The 20,366-nt window shown below is 39.4% G+C and carries 18 protein-coding genes, 1 tRNA gene and 1 pseudogene; 8 read left to right on the top strand and 12 right to left on the bottom strand.

Going from position 1 to position 20,366, the window contains the following annotated elements:
• Window positions 1–127 precede the first annotated feature (127 nt).
• The 5 genes from I6852_RS06270 (at window position 128) to I6852_RS06250 (ending at window position 3,757) form a co-directional block, all read left to right on the top strand.
• The gene (locus I6852_RS06270; RefSeq protein WP_197291824.1) at window positions 128–781 is read left to right on the top strand and encodes an amino acid ABC transporter permease; all 654 of its coding nucleotides are present in this window, start codon (window positions 128–130) and stop codon (window positions 779–781) included.
• A gap of 1 nt (window position 782) precedes the next feature.
• Window positions 783–1,454 carry an ABC transporter permease subunit gene (locus I6852_RS06265; protein ID WP_197291825.1) on the top strand — a complete coding sequence of 224 codons (672 nt, stop codon included), beginning with the start codon at window positions 783–785 and terminating at the stop codon, window positions 1,452–1,454.
• Between the two features lies 1 nt (window position 1,455).
• Window positions 1,456–2,202, top strand: a complete 747-nt coding sequence (locus I6852_RS06260; RefSeq protein ID WP_001959396.1) for an amino acid ABC transporter ATP-binding protein — start codon at window positions 1,456–1,458, stop codon at window positions 2,200–2,202.
• A gap of 48 nt (window positions 2,203–2,250) precedes the next feature.
• Entirely contained in the window at window positions 2,251–3,084 is an 834-nt protein-coding gene (locus I6852_RS06255) for a transporter substrate-binding domain-containing protein (protein ID WP_128057883.1), read from the top strand.
• A gap of 121 nt (window positions 3,085–3,205) precedes the next feature.
• Window positions 3,206–3,757: a hypothetical protein gene (locus tag I6852_RS06250; protein WP_000120156.1), complete on the top strand. Its 552-nt coding sequence runs from the start codon at window positions 3,206–3,208 to the stop codon at window positions 3,755–3,757.
• A gap of 273 nt (window positions 3,758–4,030) precedes the next feature.
• Here I6852_RS06250 and I6852_RS06245 read toward each other — a convergent pair whose 3' ends face one another.
• From I6852_RS06245 to I6852_RS06215, 8 genes and pseudogenes are all read right to left on the bottom strand, one after another.
• Complete coding sequence (locus tag I6852_RS06245; protein ID WP_001174138.1) at window positions 4,031–5,254, bottom strand: sugar MFS transporter; 1,224 nt, start codon at window positions 5,252–5,254, stop codon at window positions 4,031–4,033.
• A gap of 128 nt (window positions 5,255–5,382) precedes the next feature.
• Window positions 5,383–6,690, bottom strand: coding sequence for an NCS2 family permease (locus I6852_RS06240; RefSeq protein ID WP_000505429.1), 1,308 nt, complete (start codon window positions 6,688–6,690; stop codon window positions 5,383–5,385).
• Between the two features lie 465 nt (window positions 6,691–7,155).
• Window positions 7,156–9,043 (bottom strand): annotated as a pseudogene (locus I6852_RS08130) (outer membrane protein).
• 107 nt (window positions 9,044–9,150) lie between these two features.
• The gene (locus tag I6852_RS08220; RefSeq protein ID WP_331458756.1) at window positions 9,151–9,369 is read right to left on the bottom strand and encodes a hypothetical protein; all 219 of its coding nucleotides are present in this window, start codon (window positions 9,367–9,369) and stop codon (window positions 9,151–9,153) included.
• A 133-nt stretch (window positions 9,370–9,502) separates the two neighbouring features.
• A complete protein-coding gene (deoD, locus tag I6852_RS06230) occupies window positions 9,503–10,204 on the bottom strand; it encodes a purine-nucleoside phosphorylase (RefSeq protein ID WP_021175333.1) in 702 nt (233 codons plus the stop codon).
• Window positions 10,201–11,442, bottom strand: coding sequence for a phosphopentomutase (locus tag I6852_RS06225; protein ID WP_197291826.1), 1,242 nt, complete (start codon window positions 11,440–11,442; stop codon window positions 10,201–10,203). Before I6852_RS06225 ends, deoD begins: the two co-directional genes overlap by 4 nt.
• An 11-nt stretch (window positions 11,443–11,453) precedes the next feature.
• Window positions 11,454–12,710, bottom strand: coding sequence for a NupC/NupG family nucleoside CNT transporter (locus tag I6852_RS06220; RefSeq protein ID WP_197291827.1), 1,257 nt, complete (start codon window positions 12,708–12,710; stop codon window positions 11,454–11,456).
• 100 nt (window positions 12,711–12,810) lie between these two features.
• Window positions 12,811–12,888: transfer RNA gene (locus I6852_RS06215), tRNA-Met, on the bottom strand.
• 179 nt (window positions 12,889–13,067) lie between these two features.
• Here I6852_RS06215 and I6852_RS06210 point away from each other — a divergent pair.
• Entirely contained in the window at window positions 13,068–14,360 is a 1,293-nt protein-coding gene (locus I6852_RS06210; protein ID WP_331458754.1) for an MFS transporter, read from the top strand.
• A gap of 18 nt (window positions 14,361–14,378) precedes the next feature.
• Window positions 14,379–15,140: a tRNA 2-thiocytidine(32) synthetase TtcA gene (locus tag I6852_RS06205; protein ID WP_000312860.1), complete on the top strand. Its 762-nt coding sequence runs from the start codon at window positions 14,379–14,381 to the stop codon at window positions 15,138–15,140.
• 8 nt (window positions 15,141–15,148) lie between these two features.
• On the opposite strand, the gene I6852_RS06200 is transcribed toward I6852_RS06205, so the two are convergent.
• The 3 genes from I6852_RS06200 to I6852_RS06185 all read right to left on the bottom strand — a co-directional run bounded on the left by I6852_RS06200 (window position 15,149) and on the right by I6852_RS06185 (window position 19,039).
• Window positions 15,149–16,300 carry a cation:proton antiporter gene (locus I6852_RS06200; RefSeq protein ID WP_039082050.1) on the bottom strand — a complete coding sequence of 384 codons (1,152 nt, stop codon included), beginning with the start codon at window positions 16,298–16,300 and terminating at the stop codon, window positions 15,149–15,151.
• Window positions 16,301–16,325: 25 nt separating this feature from the next.
• Entirely contained in the window at window positions 16,326–17,705 is a 1,380-nt protein-coding gene (locus I6852_RS06195) for an HP1184 family multidrug efflux MATE transporter (RefSeq protein WP_197291829.1), read from the bottom strand.
• Window positions 17,706–17,863: 158 nt separating this feature from the next.
• On the bottom strand, window positions 17,864–19,039 hold the full coding sequence (locus I6852_RS06185; RefSeq protein WP_197291830.1) for a sugar transporter: 1,176 nt from the start codon (window positions 19,037–19,039) through the stop codon (window positions 17,864–17,866).
• 273 nt (window positions 19,040–19,312) lie between these two features.
• Here I6852_RS06185 and I6852_RS06180 point away from each other — a divergent pair, with 273 nt between their 5' ends.
• Entirely contained in the window at window positions 19,313–20,056 is a 744-nt protein-coding gene (locus I6852_RS06180) for a carbonic anhydrase (protein ID WP_002203616.1), read from the top strand.
• Window positions 20,057–20,289: 233 nt separating this feature from the next.
• Here the strand turns inward: I6852_RS06180 and I6852_RS06175 are convergent.
• On the bottom strand, window positions 20,290–20,366 hold a 77-nt coding region (locus tag I6852_RS06175), incomplete at its 5' end, for a DUF874 family protein (RefSeq protein ID WP_197291238.1).

The raw sequence follows: 20,366 nt of genomic DNA, 5'->3' as shown, positions 1-20,366 counted from the left end.
TGGCAAAACGGCTCATAAACTTCCCGCTTAAAGGCTTGGGTTTTCCAAACTTCTAACAATTAGGGTGAATAAGAGCTGTTTTTAAACATGATGCTTTAAAGCGTCATTAATTTTAAGGTATAGCGTTATGGCATTAGATTGGGATTTTATGTTTCACTCCATCCCTATGTTTTTTAAGGGGTTAGAACTCACGCTTTATATTTCTTTCTTTGGGATTTTGCTCTCTCTTTTGGTGGGGTTTTTGTGCGCGATCGTTTTATATTTTAAAACGCGCTTTATCTCTCCTATCGTCTATATCTATGGCGAAATCGCTAGGAACACGCCCCTACTCATCCAGCTTTTCTTTTTGTATTACGGGTTGAATGAAATCGGTTTGAGCGCTTTAGAGTGTGCGATTTTAGCGTTAGGGTTTTTGGGTGGGGGGTATATGAGTCAAAGTTTTTTGCTTGGGTTTAAGAGCCTAGCTTCCATTCAAAGAGAAAGCGCTTTGAGTTTGGGGTTTGGCCCTTTGAAAATGATGTATTACATTATTTTACCTCAAAGTTTAAGCGTTTCTATGCCTTCCATAGGAGCGAATGTGATTTTTTTACTCAAAGAAACTTCGGTGGTGGGCGCGATAGCCCTAACCGATATCATGTTTGTGGCGAAAGATTTTATTGGCATTTATTATAAAACGACTGAAAGCCTTTTGATGTTAAGCCTCACTTATTTGATCGCTTTGCTCCCTTTAAGCGTTTTGTTTGTGATCTTAGAGCGTTCCTTTAAAAAGAAAGTGGCTTAAAATGGGAGTTTTATTAGAATTAGACAATCTTAAGCGTTTGTTAGAAGGGTTTGAAACCACTCTTTTGATCGCTCTTAGCTCTGCAATGATTTCAATCATTGTTGGAATGCTTTTAGGGAGTTTGATGGCGTTTGGCTCTCAAATAATGGTTTTAGCGTGTCGTGTGTATTTAGAAAGCGTTCGCATCATCCCGCTTTTAGCATGGCTGTTTATCGTGTATTTTGGGTTAGCGAGCTGGTTTGATTTGCATATTAGCGCGGTTTTAGCGAGTATTATTGTTTTTAGCTTGTGGGGGGGCGCTGAAATGATGGATTTAACCAGAGGGGTTTTAACTTCCGTAAGCAAACACCAAGTAGAAAGCGCTCTAGCTTTAGGCTTAGATTCAAAAAAGGTGATTTTTAATATTATTTTCCCCCAAAGCTTTTTGTCTTTATTGCCCTCAAGCCTTAATTTATTCACGCGCATGATTAAAACCACGGCTTTAGTCTCTCTCATTGGAGCGATTGATTTGTTAAAAGTGGGCCAGCAAATCATAGAGCTTAACCTCTTACGCATGCCTAATGCGAGCTTTGTGGTTTATGGCGTTATCTTAATGTTTTATTTTAGTTTATGCTATAGTTTGAGCCTGTATAGTTCCTATCTAGAAAAAAAATTCCAACACATTAGAGGGTAAAATGAGCGCGATTTTAGAAACCAAAGGGTTAAAAAAAACCTATCAAAACCATTTGGTTTTAGACGGCATCAATTTCACTTTAAATAAGGGTGAAGTGGCAGTGATTTTAGGGCCTAGCGGGTGCGGGAAAAGCACTTTTTTAAAATGCCTAAACGGGCTTGAAAAGATTGATGAAGGTGAAATCCTTTTTGAAAACACTAACCTTAATACGCCAGCCACTAACTGGAATCAAATGCGCCAAAAAATAGGCATGGTGTTTCAAAATTATGAGTTGTTCCCGCATTTAAACGTGCTGGATAATATCTTACTCGCCCCCTTAAAAGTGCAAAAACGATCCAAAGATGAGGTCATTTCTCAAGCCGTAGAGCTTTTAAAGCGAGTGGGTTTGGAGCATAAACAACAAGCTTACCCTAAAGAATTGAGCGGCGGGCAAAAACAACGAGTAGCGATCGTGCGTTCTTTGTGCATGCGGCCAAAAATCATGCTTTTTGATGAAGTAACCGCCTCATTAGACCCTGAAATGGTTAAAGAAGTTTTAGAAGTGATTTTAGAATTAGCCACAACGGGCATGAGCATGGTGATTGTAACGCATGAAATGAAATTCGCCCAAAAAATCGCTCACAAAATCGTGTTTTTTGATAGCGGTAAGATCGCTGAAGAAAACAGCGCCAAAGAGTTTTTTAATAACCCCAAGTCTCAAAGAGCGCAAAAATTTTTAGAAACTTTCCATTTTTTAGGGAGCTGTTAAATAAAGTTTGCTAAAAAGATAGTTTTAATTTTAAAAAAAGGTGGTTTTATGAAAACAAACGGGCTTTTTAAAATGTGGGGGCTATTTTTAGTTTTAATCGCTTTAGTCTTTAGCGCATGTTCTGATAGCCATAAAGAAAAGAAGGACGCTTTAGAAGTCATTAAACAAAGGGGGGTTTTAAAGGTGGGGGTTTTTAGCGATAAGCCTCCTTTTGGCTCTGTGGATTCTAAAGGGAAATATCAAGGCTATGATGTAGTCATCGCTAAACGCATGGCCCTTGATTTATTGGGCGATGAAAATAAGATTGAGTTTATTCCTGTAGAAGCTTCAGCTAGGGTGGAATTTTTAAAAGCCAATAAAGTGGATATTATCATGGCTAATTTCACGCGCACTAAAGAAAGAGAAAAAGTCGTGGATTTCGCTAAGCCGTATATGAAAGTCGCTTTGGGGGTGATTTCTAAAGATGGGGTCATTAAAAATATAGAAGAGTTGAAGGATAAAGAGCTGATTGTGAATAAAGGCACGACAGCGGATTTTTATTTCACTAAAAATTACCCCAATATCAAACTTTTGAAATTTGAGCAAAACACAGAGACTTTTTTAGCCCTTTTAAACAATAAGGCTACCGCTCTAGCCCATGATAACACTTTGTTGCTCGCTTGGACGAAACAACACCCTGAGTTTAAATTAGGCATTACAAGCCTTGGCGATAAGGATGTGATCGCTCCAGCGATTAAAAAGGGTAACCCTAAGCTTTTAGAATGGTTGAACAACGAAATTGATTCCCTCATTTCTAGCGACTTTTTAAAAGAAGCTTACAAGGAGACTTTAGAGCCTGTTTATGGCGATGGAATCAAACCGGAAGAAATTATTTTTGAATGATTTCTTCTAGGCTTTTTTGGCTGAAAGCATGCGTTTTTGTTGCTAAAATAGCGGTTTTGTGATCTTTTTGTTTTTCATTTTGGGATATATTTGTTTGATTTTACATTGAAAGGATTTGTTGATGAGTTATTTTTATAAGCGTTGTTTGAAATTTTCGTTGGTTGGGTTGCTAGGGCTTTTGAGCGTTCAGCTTGACGCTAGGAGTTTTGTTGATGGGGATTTAGACATTCAAAAATTCAGCTATGAAGATTCTCTGCTTAAAAAGGGAGATCCTAATGGCGTGCATAAGGTTCAGGTGCGAGATTATAAGGGCAAAATGCAAGAAGCTGAGATCCACTCAGAAATACGCATTGCGGTTAAACCGGGGGTTAAAAAAGAAGTTAAAAAAGGCAAAATTTATAGCGCTCAAATCAATGATGGCATGTGCTATGCTTTTAGAATGCTCCAAACCGGCGATAATACCACAGGCCTTGATTCTAAAGAGTTCCCCAAGCAAAGTCGTGAAAAAAAGGGCCGAGTGATCACTTTAATCGGTAAAGATGAAGTGCCTTATCTTATTTTAGAAACCGATTGCCAAGTGGGTGATATTGCAAAGATCTCTTTGGTGGGTAATTTTGATGGCACTGGGTTTCTTACGGAATATAAATTCAAAGACGCTAAACCCATTTACTAGTCTTTATTCTTCGCTTCATTCTTAAAATCTCTTAATCTCTTGTGGTTAGGGGATTTTTTTATTCATTAGCAGTGTTTTTGATTGTATCTTAAAAATTTTAAAAACCCTGTTTGTGTTTTTGCCTCAAGTTGTTAAAAAAAGCTCTGTCCTCATCAAATACTGACAAATAAACCCTTTTATAGAACGCTTGCTTGATTAAAGTCAAGTTTTTTATTACTGATTTTAAAAACAAGCTAAAAGAAAGAAAATAAAAGAGAAACCCCCCCCTTTTTTTTAGGAGTTTTCTTCTTGCTTATACCCTTTAAGTGCAAAGAAGAGGATATAAAAATAGCACAATAACGGCACACCATAAGCGTAGAGCAAATTTGATTCGGTTGCTGTTAGCATGTCTGTAACCGCACCTTGAATGGGGGGGATTAACGCCCCTCCTACAATCGCCATGCTAATCACCCCAGAAGCCTTAGAAGTGAGATGCCCTAAATTGAGCGTAGCCAAAGAAAAGATTGTAGGGAACATGATAGAGTTGAAAAAGCCCACAAAAGTCAGAGCGAATAAAGCGATCTTGCCTCCAATGAGAATAGCCAAAGCGATAAGCACGATAGAACTTAAAGCGTTGAAAGCTAGGTATTTATTAGGGGCAATTTTATTCATCAACACACTGCCTAAGAAACGGCCCACCATCGCGCCTCCCCAATAATACACCAAGTAATGCGCGCTTGATTGAGGGTCTAAATTCAAAAGCTTTTCAAAGCTTAACACCAAGAATGAGCCAATCGCCACTTCTCCCCCCACATAGAAAAAGATCCCCAAAGCCCCAAAAACAAAGTGTTTGTGCGAAAACAGGCTTTTTTGCGTCGTCTCTTTAGGCATTTCTTTTTCCACATCAGGCAATTTCAAAAGATACATGATGAGCGCTAAAAGAAGCGAAAACACCGCCAAGCCCAAATAAGGCATTTGAACGCTTTTAGCGTCCGCTAATTTGTCTATCAAACTTGCATTATCGCCCATTTTAGTCGTGCTAAAAATCAACAAGCTCCCAAAAATAGGCCCTAAAGTCGTGCCAAGCGAATTGAACGCCTGGACTAAAACCAAGTTTCTGGCTTCTTTACCCTTAGAAAGCAAGGTTACAAAGGGATTACCAGCGGTTTGTAAGCACACAATCCCGCTCGCTAAAATAAACAACGCTCCTAAAAAAAACCCATAGGAGCCAAAATGCGCCGCCGGATAAAACAACGCACACCCGCTCGCTGTGATCACAAAACCAAGCACCACACCAAAAGGGTAGCCGATTTTACTGATCACATTCCCAAAAACGCCTCCCATGATGAAATACGCCCCAAAAAAGCAAAATTGAATGAGTGAAGCTTCAAAATAGGTCAAGTCAAAAATGGGTTTTAAATGCGGGATTAAAATATCGTTTAAAACCGTGATAAAACCCATTAGAAAGAATAGCGCTGTCAAACTCCCCAGCGCCAAGGTGTTAGAAGTTTTTTGCATACCTTCTCCTTTTTTATTGAGTTGATATAATAATAATGATATTACAATTATTTTAAGATAATAATCTGTCTAAATAAAGAAAAAGAGGCATGAAATGAGTAAAAAATGCAAAGCCCCTTAAAAAGAGCTTAACGAAAGATAAATACAGAAACAGAAATGATGCAGAGAATGATGATGCCTGAATTGAGCGCTTTGAAGTCTTTTTGAACCAATTTGATGATACTATAAGACAAAAAGCCAAAGGCTAAGCCATCGGCAATGGAGAAGGTTAAGGGCATCATCACCACGGTTAAAAAAGTGGAAACGCTAATGGCCATGTCTTTAAAATTCACCCCCTCTAACACGCTAAACATCAAAACCCCTACTACCACCAGCACCGGATAAATCGCATTGCTAGGAATAGCTTTTAAAAGAGGCAAGCAAAAGAGCGTTAAAACAAAAAATAATCCGGTAAAAACCGCTGTCAGCCCTGTGCGGCCCCCCTCTTCAACCCCACTCGCGCTCTCTATAAAAGCTGTCGTAGTAGAAACGCCCACCACCGCGCTCCCTAAAGAAGCTACCGCATCCGCTTCTAAAGTCTTTTCCAATTCCTTATTTTTTTCTTCATCATTGAAAAAATCAGTCTTGTGGCCAATCCCTGCAAGCGTGCCTAAAGAATCAAACAAATCGGTTACAAAAAAAGTGATGATGACTGGCACTAACGCTAAAGTGAAAGCCCCACTCGCATCAAAAAAAATGCCCTTAAAATCTAATTGAAAGGCGATAGGGCCAATGCTAGCGGGCATGGAAAAAAACTCACTAGGGTAAGGGGCTAGCTTTAAAACCCATGCGAGAATGGAAGTGATTAAGACCGCTATAATGAAAGAACCCCTGATTTTGAGCGTGTAGAGCGCGAAAGTTAAAATGATCCCCACAACCCCCAATAACACATGCGGATCGCCAAAATCGCCTAAGGTTACAAGCGTAGCCTTATGGGTAACGACAATATGCATTTCTTTAAGACCAATAAACGCGATAAAAGCCCCTATCCCCGCGCTCACCGCACGCCTTAAATCGCTAGGAATGCTTCGCATGACCCAACTTCTAAATTTAGTGAAAGACAAAATCACAAAAATCGCTCCCGAGAGCGCTACGATGCCTAAAGCGCTCTGCCAAGGGAGTTTTAGCCCCTGAACCAATCCAAAGCTAAAATAAGCTGACAACCCTAAGCCCACGCTCATAGCGATGGGAGTGTTTGCCCATAATCCGTTAAACACGCTCGATAAGATAGTGATAATGGCTGTCGCGCTCAAAAGGGCTTCATAAGGCATGTTGGCGTGAGAAAGGATAAGAGCGTTTAGTGGCACGATGTAAATCATGGTGATAAAGGTCGTTAAACCCGCTCTAAACTCGGTGGCAATGTTCGTGTTGTGTTCTTTAAGCTTGAAAAACCCCATGTTAGATAACTCCTTACTATTTGGTATAGATTAATTTAATAAGGGGCTTTGGGGTTATGTTAGCGCTATTTTATTTTAAATTGCCTTAAGATGCTTGATTGTGTTGTTTCAATCAAAAGAAGTGAGTAAAAAACCCTTTTTTTTAAAAACTCCGCTAAAAAACGATCGTTTTAATAAAAATCGCAAAAAAGCTCATCTTGTAAGGTAATTTCACTCTTTAATGGTTTTTGAGAGCGTTTTTTAAATTTGAAAAGATTGTTGCAAAATAACCCCCATAAGTCGGATTATGGGGATAAATTCTAAAAAGGAGTTTGCCATGGAAAACTAAAAACGAAAAATAAAAATGGCGGAAACATTATACCTTAAAATTTCTTTTTTAGGGTTTAATGATTGTTTTTTGAAAATTTTTAGCTTTAGAGGTTTTTTAGAAGTTTAACCCCCCCCCTATTTTAAAAAGGAGATTTTTTAATAAGCGAACACATAATTGAGATACACGCTATAAAGCCTTCTATATTCTAATTTAGTGTCTAGAAAAGAATAGTAATTCGTGTTAATGGTAGGGATTTTCACGCCCAATTCCATGCCATGTTGAGCCGCATGATGACTATCTTTTTTCTTAGGCCTAGCGAGATTGGTTCTCAAGCCTAAATTGAATAAGAATTGGAAATTAGCCGTATTCACTTTAGCGCTATAAACATTGCTGATGGTTTTTAAATTCACAAATTGAGAATTAAGCCATGAAGTCCCTGCTAAGGCGATTCCTCCAAAAAGCCCAAAAGAAATCTTATTGTTCTTGCCTAAGAAGTTGGTGTTTTTATCGTTGATGAAATTAAACAATAAATCGCTACCCACCCCATAAGTCCAAACATCAGAAGCCGAGTTAAAGAAATTGGATTTGATATAGGCGTGGTTGTAATCAAAGAAACCATAATACCTTAACCCCCATCTTTTCTTTTTGCCAAAAAATTGCTTATAGCCCACTTGCACCCCAAGGCCATTCATCGCCCCGTTATTGGTTTGAGAGCTAATGATGCCCACTCGTTTGAAAGGGTTATGACCGAGTTCTTGAACAATGGTGTTGGCTAGGGTTTGCGCTTGATTGATTTGAGGCGTTTGGCTAGAAAAAGAAGCGCTACTTTTTTCTAGCGAAGCTAGAGTTTGTTTCACGCCCGTGCAACCTTTCCCCCAAGTGTTATTGGAAACGCTTTCACTTGAAGCATTCGTGCTGCATTCTTCTATATAGTTTTTAAGAACTCCTGTAGAAATTCTATTAAAATCGCTCCCCACTTGATTGGCCAGTTTTAAAATTTCTGTTTGAGATTGAGCGTTTTTGAGCATGCTTTGAGCCAAAGCGACACTATTAGGAGAGTTAAGGTTGAAATTATTGGGTTGGGTGATATTTTTGGGTTGGTTAGCGTTAAGTTGTTGGGTTTCTTGAACGATGTTTTGAGCGTTACTAATCATGTCTGAAATAGCGCTAAATTCCGTGCCAAAAACGTTGCACGAATTTTGGTTAGCACCTGTTTGCCATGAAGGGGTGTTTGCGCCATTAGTTCCACCATTACTACTAGACTTCCCTCTCAGCATCGGACAATTGTCTTGAAGGGTGTTGATGATGGTTTGCGCTTGGGTTAAAAGATTTTGTGCATCGTTAATATTAAGTATTCTTTGTTTCAATTGTAGCATCAGCAGCATTGTTATTGTTATTATTGACATTAATGTTTTTAGCGTTGGTTGCTGTTTTAATGGTTACTTCCACCGTTTTTTTTGTATCGCTTAAAGCAGGGAGACCTTGTTTCAAAGCGGCTTGGATGATTTGATACGCTTTATTGAGCGTTGCAAATTGTTCAATGGACAGATGAGAATTTTTGCCTGCTTGAAGTAACCCCACATGCCCACCGCAAGTGATCGAATCTGAATTTTGTCCTGGTTGGTTGTAAAAAGTTTCTGTGATGTTGTGGTTGGGTTTATCCGTATAGCCTCCGCATATAACCGCATAAGCTATGCTATTCCATAACCCCACCGTGGATTTTAGCGCTAAAAGCGTGGCTTGATAGGCAGGGGAATTGGTTGTTGTATCAATTAAACTTTGCGCGCTTTTGTTTAAATTGCCAATCGCTTGATTGATCGCTGTGGCGCTGTTTGCGTTAATCTCTTGATTGGAGTGGCTGTGATTGGCCAAAAGCTTGTTTAAGTTTTCATAAGCGTCTGAAAGTTTTTGCACCTTGTCGGCGTTTTTCACTTTTTGAACCGCTTCACCGATTTGATAACCCACGCTTAAAAAAACGCCGTTGTCTTCAGCATGGAGCAATGACGCCGCAAGAGTTAGAGAAAGTAGAATCGTTTTTTTCATAAAATGTTCCTTAAAGTAATGTTTTATTGCAAAAAATGTATCAAAATGAGAATTTATTTACAATGCGTTTAATTTTACCACAAATTTATTGGATTTCAAAAAAAGTTTTAGGGTGTTTTGATGCGCTCAATCAAGCTTTTAAGAGTGTTTTTAATTTGATTGGGATTTGGTTTTAGAAAGATTGTTGTAAAATAAACGCCCCCATAAGTGCAATTATGGGGATAATTTTTAATGGGAGTTTGCCATGAAAACAGAAAATGGCAAAAACTCTTGGAAAACATTATACCTTGAAATTTCATTTTTGGGGTGTAAAGTTGTTGTTTTATTGAAGCGGTAGTTTTGTAAAACGAAGTTTCTGTAAAACGATAGCTTTAGTTTTTCCAAAGTTCCCTTAAGGCTTTTAGCTTTAAGGGTTTTCCTTTAAAGCTTATCCTTAACTTATGGGGGCAACAAAAAAGGCTAACTCATCATCTCTAAAGCCAGAGTGATCATGTTATCAAAGCTTTCTATTCTTTCTTTAGGGCTTAAGGCTTCTTTAGTGATTAAGTGATCTGAGACAGAGCATAAACATAAAGCCTTAGCGTTTAGTTCCATCGCCGTGGCGTATAACCCTGCCGCTTCCATTTCAATAGCCAAGTGGTTGTATTGGGCCATTAAATCAAAGGCATGCGTTTCAAACGAATAGAAAAAATCGCTTGAAAAAATATTACCCACTTTCAAATCAATACCCAAACGCTTTGCTGTTTGATACGCTCTTAAACTCAATTCAAAATCAGGCGTTGCGCTCAAATCGTGGTTTAAAAAACGCACCCGATTGGTTTTAGAATCTGTTGAAGCTCCCGTTGCCATGATAATGTCTTTCAAGCCGACTTTTGGGCTAATCGCCCCGCAAGTGCCAATCCTTAAAAGCTCTTTAACCTGATAGGTTTTAATGAGTTCGGTTACATAAATCGTGCATGACGCAATGCCCATGCCATGCCCCATTAAAGAAATCCCCTTGCCCTTATACTTCCCGCTAAAGCCTAGCATGTTACGCACATTCGTGATCTCTTTAGCGTCTTGTAAGAATTTTTTCGCAATGTAGCTCACCCTTAAAGGATCGCCGCATAAAAGGCATTGAGGATAAAAATCGCCGATTTTGGCGTTGATGTGAGGGGTCATGGTTGTCCTTTAAAGTTTAATAAGTTTTTGCCATAATCTAGGGGGCTTAATCCCAAAAAATAAGCGATACTTTGCCCAATATCCGCAAACGACTCGCTCTTGCCTAAAAAGGCTGGTTGTAAATCTTTGTGGTAGAACAAAATAGGAATGTATTCTCGTGTGTGATCGGTGCCTTTAAAGCTGGGATCACACCCATGATCGGCGCAAAGAATGAGCAAATCGTTTTCTTTTAAATTTTCTAAAACCTCTTTTAAACGCGTATCAAAATACTCTAAAGCGTTAGCATACCCGCTAATATCGCGCCTATGCCCATAATCGCTATCAAAATGCACAAAATTCGTGAAAATCAAGCTGTTGTTTTTAGCGTTTTTGACTTGCTCTAAAGTCACATCGCATAATTCCATCAAACTACCGGCTTTGAACTTTTGAGTGATCCCCACATGAGCGTAAATATCAGCGATTTTTCCAATACTAATGACTTCGCCCTGCTTTTCTTCAATGAATGTTTCAAAAAGCAATTTTTTATGGGGCTTTATCGCATAGTCTTTGCGATTAGCGGTGCGTTTGAAACTCTCTCTATTGGTGCCAATAAAGGGGCGCGCGATCACTCTGGCGATCTTTAAGGGCTCTAGAATTTGAAACGCTTCTTCACAAAGAGCGTATAAGTTATCCAACCCAAACTTTTCTTCATGCGCAGCGATTTGAAACACCGAATCCGCTGAAGTGTAAAAAATGGGGTATAAAGTTTCTAAATGCTTTTCGCCTAAATCTTTAATGATTTCAGTCCCTGATGCGTGGCAATTCCCTAAATAGCCCTTAATCTTAGTTTTGTGCATGATTTCATCTAAAATTTCTTTAGGAAACGAATGGGTTTTGTCTTTAAAATACCCCCATTCAAAAAGAACGGGCGCACCCATCATCTCCCAATGCCCAGAAATCGTATCCTTGGCGCTAGAAAGTTCTTTGGCGTAAGCGTAAGCCCCTATTAAATTAGGTTGAGAATCAAAACCCAAAGGCAATTCATTTGCAGCTTTTAAAGCGCTCAACCCTAAACCCAAACTCTCTAAATAAGGCAGTTTCAAAGCCCCATTGCGATCGTTAGAATCAGCCAAGTTATTAAAACAAGCCTTAGCGATATTGCCTAAAGTGTTCGCCCCCAAATCGCCAAAATCTTTAGCGTCTTCACTAGCCCCTATACCAAAAGAATCCAATAATAAGATCACCACTCTTTTTTGCATATTTTGTCCTTTTAATGAGCGTTTAGTCCTATGAATAACCCGGCGATAGTCGCGCTCATGAAATTAGAAAGCGTGCCTACAAGCACCGCTTTTAAAGCAAGCCTTATAATGAGATCCTTCTTTTTAGGCACTAAACTACCAAGCCCACCAATGAGCATGGCGACTGAGCTTAAGTTAGCAAACCCGCACAACGCAAAAGTGATGATCGCTTTAGTTTTCTCGCTCAAGATTAAAGGAGGGTTATCGCCCAAATAAGGCAATAACTGCATATAGCCCACAAATTCATTGAGCGTGATTTTAATGCCTATGATTTCTCCGGCAATCCCAGCCTGACTCCACGGAATGCCTAGCATAAAGGCTAAGGGTTTTAAGAGCGTGCCTAAAATCAACCCTAAAGACAAATGCTCCATGCCTAAAACCCCCCCTATAACCCCTAAAAGCCCGTTAATGAGCGCGAGCATCCCCACAAAGGCTAAAAGCATCGCTCCCACATGCAAGGCTAAATTTAGCCCTGTACTTGCCCCATTAGCGATAGCTTCTATGGCATTGACATGCTTTTCTGCAGAAACATCTGCATGGCTAGAAATGGTTTCGTTTTGCGGGTAAATGATTTTAGCGAACAACAACCCCCCAGGAGCGGACATAAACGAAGCGGCGATTAAATAAGGCAAAGGAATACCCATGCTCGCATACCCGGCTAACACAGGCCCCGCAACGCTAGCCATGCCCACGCACATGACCGCAAAAATCTCTGAATCGCTCATGCTTTTCAAATAAGGCTTAATGACTAAGGGCGCTTCGGTGTGCGCTACAAAAATATTAGCCGCTGCGCTCATGCTTTCTGCTTTAGAAGTGCCTAAGCATTTTTGCAACGCCCCACCGATGAGATTGATAAACAAAGGCATGATTTTTAAATAATATAGAAGTGAAATCAAGCTAGCAAAAAAGATAATGATCGCTAAAACATTGATCGCAAAGATAAAGCCTCCTATCCCTTGATCGCCTTTAGCGTTTGGAGCGAGATTGCCAAATAAAAAACGCACCCCCTCATAGCCGTAAGAAATCACGCTTTGTATGCCGCTGGCTAAGCCTTGCAACATTTCCCTACCCAAAGGCACATATAAAGCCAACGCCCCTAAAGCCACCTGGATCACAAACGCGCTGACAATCGTGCGATAATTTATAGCCCTTTTATTGCTAGAAAACACCCAAGCAATAAGAAAAAGCACCGCCATCCCTACAACACTAAAAAGAGAGCTAAAAATCATCGTCAAATCCCTAAAGAAATTAAAAGATGCAAGGCTATTGTAGTTTAGTTTTGCTAAAAAAAAGATTAAACGAAAATTAAATGAAGATTAAATCAAATCATGGTGTCAAGAGGGGGACTTGAACCCCCGACCTCCGGCTTATGAGACCAGCGCTCTAAACCAGCTGAGCTACCTTGACACAAGCAATTTTATAAAAAATAAAGAATGAGATTATACAAAAAATTTTCTTAAAAATCCATTAAAATTAAACTTTTATTATCAATCCTACTTTCCTAAATTAATGATAGAAATTAGAGATTTTCTTGTAAAATACTACGCATGTTTAAGAAAATTTTTCCATTAGCGTTAGTGTCATCGTTGCGGTTTTTGGGGCTTTTTATTGTTTTGCCTGTCATTAGTTTGTATGCGGATAGTTTCCATTCAAGCAGTCCCTTACTCGTGGGGTTGGCTGTGGGCGGAGCGTATCTTACGCAAATTATTTTTCAAACCCCCATGGGCATTCTTAGCGATAAAATCGGCCGTAAAGTGGTGGTTATGGTGTGCTTGTTATTGTTTTTAGCCGGCTCGTTAGTGTGCTTTATAGCGAACGATATTGTTTGGCTCGTTATCGGGCGCTTCATTCAAGGCATGGGGGCTTTAGGGGGGGTTGTTAGCGCGATGGTGGCTGATGAAGTGAAAGAAGAAGAGTGCACCAAAGCCATGGCCATCATGGGGGCGTTTATTTTCATTAGCTTCACTATAAGCATGGCCATAGGCCCTGGGGTTGTGGCGTTTTTTGGGGGGGCAAAATGGCTCTTTTTGCTCACGGCGATCTTAACCTTATTGAGTTTGTTGATGCTTTTAAAAGTCAAAGACGCCCCTAAAATTTCTTACCAAATCAAAAACATAAAAGCTTACCAACCCAACTCTAAAGCCTTGTATCTTTTATATATAAGTTCTTTTTTTGAAAAAGCGTTCATGACGCTTATTTTTGTGCTGATCCCTTTAGCCTTAGTGAATGAATTCCATAAAGATGAAAGCTTTTTAATCTTGGTGTATGTGCCTGGAGCCTTATTAGGGGTTTTAAGCATGGGAATAGCGAGCGTTATGGCTGAAAAATACAATAAGCCTAAAGGGGTGATGCTTTCTGGCGTGTTGTTGTTTATTATGAGTTATTTGTGCTTGTTTTTAGCCGACTCTAGCTTTTTAGGGAAATATTTATGGCTCTTTATTGTTGGGGTGGCGTTTTTCTTTATTGGCTTTGCCACCTTAGAGCCTATCATGCAATCTTTAGCGTCTAAATTCGCCAAAGCAAACGAAAAAGGCAAGGTTTTAGGGCAATTCACTACTTTTGGCTATTTAGGGAGCTTTGTTGGGGGCGTGAGCGGGGGGTTGAGCTACCATCATTTAGGCGTTTCTAACACAAGCTTAATCGTTGTAGCTTTAGGGCTTATTTGGGGAATATCGCTCTTTTTGCTCCACAACCCTTCCAAGCAAAAAAATGTCTATTTCCCCTTGGACGCTTACAATGAGGAACAATTTGAAACTTTAGGGGATAAAATCATTGAATGGTATGTTAATATTAGCGAAGAAATCATTATTGTGAAATATAATTCCGATCACATTAGCGAAGAAGAAATCATTCGCTTAGCGCAAAACTTTAGAAAATAAAACAATCAAGGATCAAAAATGGCTTATGAAATTTCTAAAAAAGTCTTACACATTGTAGGCAAGACAAATGCCACTTACAAACTCATAGAAGAAGGCGATAAAATCTTATTAGGATTGAGTGGGGGCAAGGATTCTATCATGCTCGCTTGCATCTTAGCTAGGATGCAAAAACATGCCCCTTTCAAATTTGATTTTAAAGCGGTTACCGTGCATTATGGTTTGGGCGAAGATTTGAAATGGTTGAGCGATTTGTGCCAAGAGCAAGGCATTGAACATGAGATCATTTACACCCAAATCGCTGCCACGATCAACGAAAAACGCCGTGAAAAAAGCTCGTTTTGTTCGTTTTGCTCTCGTTTGAGGAGAGGGACTTTGTATTCTAAGGCTTTAGAAGAAGGCTATAATAAAGTCGCTATCGCGCACCATTTAGATGATGCGGTGGAGAGCTTCTTTATGAATTTCACTTATAACGGGAGTTTAAGGAGCATGCCCCCCATTTATAGGGCTGAAAACGGCTTGTTGGTGATCCGCCCTTTGATTAAGGTTCGAGAAGCTAGTAGCATTCATTTTGTCACTTCTCAAAATATCCCGGTTGCTCCTGATTGCAACTGCCCGGCCAAGCAGCCCACCTCTGATAAGCCCCCTATCGCGCGATTAGCCACCAAAAATTTCTTAAAAGAAATGCAAAACTTGCACCCTCGTTTCTTTGATAGCTTAGAGAATGCGTTCAATAATGTCCAAGCGAGCAGCTTTAGCGACGCTAGATATTTAGACGCTTAAGCTTTCATTTAAGCTTTTTTGTTGAGTATTTTGATCGCAATCGTGAATAATACCCCTTCAAAAATAGCCGCCATGAGCAATGCGTAGTAGGTGTTTTGTGAGATCGCTTGCGCTTTTAAGCCAACTGCTGCGGTGGTTACTAAAAAAGTTAAAGGCATAGAAGCCCCTAAAGCGAATGAAAATAAATGCTTAGCCTCTTTAAAGTATTTGCGCCACAATAAGGTTGAAGTGATCAAGTGCAAACTCAACATCGCTATGACAATCAATATCCCTTGGAGAATCAAATGCGGGTTTAAAAACACTAATTTTAAGTCTAAAGTAGAGCCTACATGGATGAAAAACAAAGGCACAAAAAACCCAAACCCCACATCATTGAGCTTGTGGATCAGCTCTGATTTATGAGGGAAGAAAGTAGAAACGACTAACCCCGCCAAAAACGCCCCTAAAACCATTTCTATTTTGAGCCACACCACGATCGCAACCAAGGAAAAAAAGAGCATGAGCGAAAAACGCACGTCTTGGTTAAACTGACTGCTTTTAGGCATCACAAAAAGCTTTAAATGCGGGAACCACCAAAACAAAGTCTTAAAGATTTGAAACGCCACGATAATTAAAATTAAAAAAACAATGAGAATGCCTAAATCTTTAATCAAATCCATGCCCAAACCATGCGAATACACCCCATCCACGACCACCAAACCAAAAATGCTTAACAATTCCCCAATAACGCCCACTTTCAAAACCAAATCAAGCCACAAAATCTCTTTACGATAATCTTTGACTAAAGTCATGATCATGCCCAAACTGATAATAGGGAAAATCACCATAAAAATAGGCTCTAAATTAAGGCTAAAAGTAAGAATAAACGAAAGCGTGTATAAAATCAACAGATAAGCAAAAATGCGTTTTAAAAGAGAAACCCCTAATTTTTTAAACAAATAAATTTCCACTTCCAAACCGCATAAAAACATTAAAAACAAAAAGCCAATTTCAGACATGATTTCAAAGCCTTTAGTTGGCTCAATAAAACCCACATACGCCCCAACAGATCCAAATAAAATCTCCACAACCGTGATAGGCAAACGAGAGATTCTAGACACATAAGGGGCTATCACGATTAAAAGCATAATGAGCGCGAAAGTGAAAAATTCTGCATGCATGTCTTAATTTTACCTTATTTATTGATTAAGTTTTCAAAGCGATAGGGTTTTTCTCTTTATAAGCGGTAAAAACCCCTTTTTTGATTTCATAATAAGTTACCCCTAACGCTACTAAAAACGCTAAAAATTGCGCGATAGGGTAAGTTACCCAAATGCCATTAATCCCATAGAAATGGCTTAAAATCGGCAATAGGACAATAATAAACCCTAATGTGTGCGAAAGGGTGATGATAAACGAACTTTTAGTGCGTTGGATGGATTGGAAAAACACCGCACACAACAAAGTCATGCCTAAAAAAATATAGCCAACATAATAAATATTCATCGCTCTTTTAGTCTCTTGCATAAAGAGTGCGTCTTGTTCGCTTGGCTGCAAATAAAGCTTGATTAAAAATTCATCTAAGAAATAATAAGCGCCATAGAAAACAATCCCTATACAAAACGCTGCTTTCAAACCAAAAATAAACACCTCTTTCACGCGCTCTAAATTTCTAGCCCCATAGCTAAAGCTCGCGATCGGTTGGATGCCTTGAGAAATCGCAAACAAAGTCGTAAAAAAGATAATCGCATTATACATGACGATCCCATACATGCTCACAAACCTTTCCCCAGCCGTGTGCATGATAGCGGTATTAAACAACAAAATCATAATAGAAGCGCTAAATTCCGCCGTGCTTTGAGGCACGCCGCTTTTAGCTGAAGAAATGACTGAAGACAAAGAAAATCGTTTGATAAAATACAATTGCCCTTTTTTGCGCCAAAAATGCTGCATTAAGACTAAAACCCCTATCGCATGCCCTATCACGGTGGCTATCGCGCTGCCTTGAACCCCCACTTCCAAAACAAAAATAAACCAATAGTTGAAAAAGATATTCGCCAATGAGCCAATCAACATCGCCACCATCGCTAAAACGGGCCGTTTGTCATTCACCACAAAGACATCCGCTAAAGGGTGCAAAACCATAAAAACAGAGCCCATTAAAATGATTTCAATGTAGCGTTTAGACATGCTCAATAAAGCGTCATTACTCCCAAAAAAACGCGCGATAGTTTCGCTAAAAGGCAATAACGCCATGCTCAAAATAAAGGCGCTTATAGCGACAAAATAAAACACGCTGCTAAACACAAGCCTAGCCCTATGGGTTTTATTTTGACCCAAAAAATACCCCACAATGCTCGCTGCCCCAAAACCAAAAAGCAATTCATACGCTATTAAAGCCGGGAAAATAGGCCATGCGATATTGACCGCAGCGATAGCTTCTTTACCCAGTTTCTTGCCCACAAACATGCCATCTATCATAGAGTAAGTGGAAAGTGAAATCATAGAAAAAGCTAAAGGGATAAAATAATAAAAAAAGAGCTTTCTTATCGAATCTTTATGCAAATCAATCTTTTTTTTGAGCATTTAAAACACACCGCTTAAAATTTATGACAAATTTTTCTATTTTAACATAAAAAGAGAGACAATCTGTCCGTTAGCACAGTTATTAAGCGGTATCATTAAAAAATGGTTTTTAGCGCAAAAGGGATTCTCCTTTATTGGGCTAATCCTTTTAACGCTCTTTATGCTTTTTTAAACTTTATCGTAATGAATCTAAGCCAAAACAGCGCCAACAACCCCAAAGCCCCACCCACAAAGCCAATATACCCTAGCCCTAATTGGTGGATCACAATACTGCCAAACAGCGCTCCTGATCCAATCCCCACATTATAGCTCCCCGAAAAAATCGCGCTCGCGACATCCGTGGCATCTGGGGCGAGCTGCAACACCCTCATTTGCAACGCAATGGTGAGTGAAGTGATCCCTATTCCCCACAAGAAAATCTGCAAAAAGATCACCCACTCTAAGTTTTTAAACACAAAAAGCAAGAGTTGCGGGCAAATGACTAAAATCATCGCAAAAGCGATAAATTTTCTTGAATTTTTCGCGTACAAACGGCCGAATAAAAAACTCCCCGCCACGCCCGCTAACCCAAAAACAAACAGCATTAGCGTCGTAATATCAGGAGAAAATTGGCTGATTTGAATGATAAAAGGCTCAATATAGCTATAAGTGGTGAAATGCCCAGAGATGACCATGATCACAAGCAGATAAATCCCCATTAAAAGCGGCCGTTTCATTAATATAGGGACACTTGCGAGCGTGCCGGCGTTTCTACTGGGTAAATGCGGGAGCAATTTCCACATAAGCAGCATTATAAGAGTCGCAACGCCCCCGATCACGCCAAAAGTGGATCGCCAATCCAGGATTTGCCCAATGATCCTCCCAAGCGGCAACCCTAAAATCATCGCTAACGAACTCCCTAACGCTAACAGCCCTAAGGCCTGTTGTTTTTTATTTCTTGGCGCGACACGAATGACTAAAGAAGCCGTGATGGACCAAAAAATAGAGTGGGCAAAAGCGATACCCATACGAGAAATGAGTAACACCCAAAAATTCCACGCTAACGCTGAAAGGATGTGGCTAGCAATAAAAAGGGCGAAAAGAAAAAGCAATAAGCGTTTCCTTTCAATTTTAGCGCTAATCAGCATCAAAGGCAATGAGCCAAGAGACACCACCCATGCATAAGCAGTGATCATAAGCCCTACTGTTGCGCTCTCCATTTCAAAGCTTTTCGCAATGTCTGATAAGAGTGCGACAGGGACAAACTCCGTGGTGTTAAAAATAAACGCCGAAAGCGAAAACACAAAAACCCGCATTAAGGCGAATCTTTGATACGATTGTTTGGTAATCATCATTTAAATCTTAAGGGGTTAAATTTTATTCCATTTGAAAACTTGGAGTATAAGACAAAAATTTTAACCGCTTGTAAATTGGGGGCTGATTGAAACAAATATTCCCGCTCCATAGGCGCATTAAAATTTAATAGAGTTGTTACCATATAAAACAGAATTTAAAATCATTTCCAACTTTTAACCAATCTATTTTTTGTAACTGCGGTCATTATTGATTAGGCGCTAGAATTAATTGCTTTTTAATATTTTAGAATTTTAGAACAAAGGATAATTAAAATGAAAAAAACTTTTTTGATCGCTTTAGCGTTAGCCACTTCTCTTATAGGCGCTGAAAACACCAAATGGGATTATAAAAATAAAGAAAATGGCCCGCACCGCTGGGACAAATTGCACAAAGATTTTGAAGTGTGCAAAAGCGGTAAAAGCCAATCGCCCATCAATATTGAGCATTACTACCACACGCAAGATAAAGCCGATTTGCAATTCAAATACGCCGCTTCTAAACCTAAAGCGGTCTTTTTCACCCACCACACTTTAAAAGCTTCGTTTGAACCGACTAACCACATTAATTATAGAGGGCATGATTATGTGCTGGATAATGTGCATTTCCACGCCCCTATGGAGTTTTTAATCAATAATAAAACCAGGCCTTTGAGTGCGCATTTCGTGCATAAAGACGCTAAAGGGCGTTTGTTAGTGTTAGCGATTGGTTTTGAAGAAGGGAAAGAAAACCCCAACCTTGATCCTATTTTAGAAGGCATTCAAAAGAAACAAAATTTTAAAGAGGTGGCTTTAGACGCTTTCTTGCCTAAAAGCATCAATTACTACCATTTTAACGGCTCTCTCACCGCTCCCCCTTGCACAGAAGGGGTGGCATGGTTTGTGATAGAAGAGCCTTTGGAAGTCTCTGCCAAACAATTGGCTGAAATCAAAAAACGCATGAAAAATTCGCCTAACCAACGCCCCGTCCAACCTGACTACAACACCGTGATCATTAAAAGCTCAGCTGAGACCCGCTAAAGATCCGCTAAAATTAAAACCCTCTCTTTATAAAGAGAGGGATATAAAAATCATTCTTCATGAAACACCGCATAAAAATTGCAACCGCTTGTATTTTGTGAAACGCTCAAACGCTAAAAACGATTAGGATTCCTACTAAGGAGTTTAAAAAAGGCTCTGTTCTAATTGGGTAATATAGAGCCTTTAAAATACCATAAATAAGCTAAAAACGATTTTATGGTGTTTTCTTATGCCTACATCCTTTTACTATAACCATAACCCGCTTTTTCTGCTTTCTTTTCAGTATTAGCAACTACTTTTATTTCTTTAT

It is taken from the genome of Helicobacter pylori, assembly GCF_015904775.1.
Lineage (GTDB): Bacteria > Campylobacterota > Campylobacteria > Campylobacterales > Helicobacteraceae > Helicobacter > Helicobacter pylori_DM.
The sequence above is the reverse complement of the archived record's forward strand: the minus strand, read 5'-3'. Positions and strand labels throughout refer to the sequence as shown.